The following is a 613-nucleotide window of genomic DNA, read 5'->3' as shown; positions in this document are numbered from 1 at the left end:
TCGTGAAATCATCAAGCCCGGGGCCTTTGATGAGGTACTCAATGATGATGTGCGCGGGCTGTTTAACCATGACCCCAACTACATTCTGGGGCGCAGTGCCTCAGGCACCCTGACGCTGTCTGTGGATGAGCGCGGGCTGCAATACGACATTCAGGCGCCGGATACCCCGACCATCCGCGATCTGGTACTGGCCCCGATGCAGCGGGGGGACATTACCCAGTCGTCCTTTGCGTTCCGCGTCGCCCGGGACGGTGAGCACTGGTTTGAGGACGAGGAAGGGATTGTTATCCGGGAAATCAGCCGTTTTTCGCGGCTCTATGATGTCAGCCCGGTGACCTATCCGGCGTATCAGGAAGCCGATTCTGCGGTGCGCTCCCTGAATCAGTGGAAAGAGGCCAGAGACAGCGGCGCTTTCCAGCAGGCTATCAACCAAAAACAGGCGCGTGAGCGCATTCTGACTTTACTGAATATTTAGGACGGGATCATGAAATTGCATGAACTGAAACAACGCCGCAACACTATTGCGGCGGAAATGCGTACCCTGCATGACAAAATCGGGGATGCCGCGTGGACGGACGAGCAGCGCACCGACTGGAACAAGGCGAAAACCGCA

General features: G+C 57.1%; 1 protein-coding gene and 1 pseudogene. Both read left to right on the top strand.

Annotated features, from left to right (window positions below; genetic code table 11):
• Nucleotides 1-475 (top strand): HK97 family phage prohead protease (locus tag Xhom_RS25305; RefSeq protein ID WP_099140143.1); only part of this gene is annotated, 475 nt, incomplete at its 5' end.
• 9 nt (nucleotides 476-484) lie between these two features.
• Nucleotides 485-613, top strand: a pseudogene (locus Xhom_RS38295) (phage major capsid protein); the annotation flags it as partial.

It is taken from the genome of Xenorhabdus hominickii, assembly GCF_002632725.1.
Classification (GTDB): domain Bacteria; phylum Pseudomonadota; class Gammaproteobacteria; order Enterobacterales; family Enterobacteriaceae; genus Xenorhabdus; species Xenorhabdus hominickii.
This window is presented reverse-complemented; position numbering and strand designations above follow the sequence as displayed.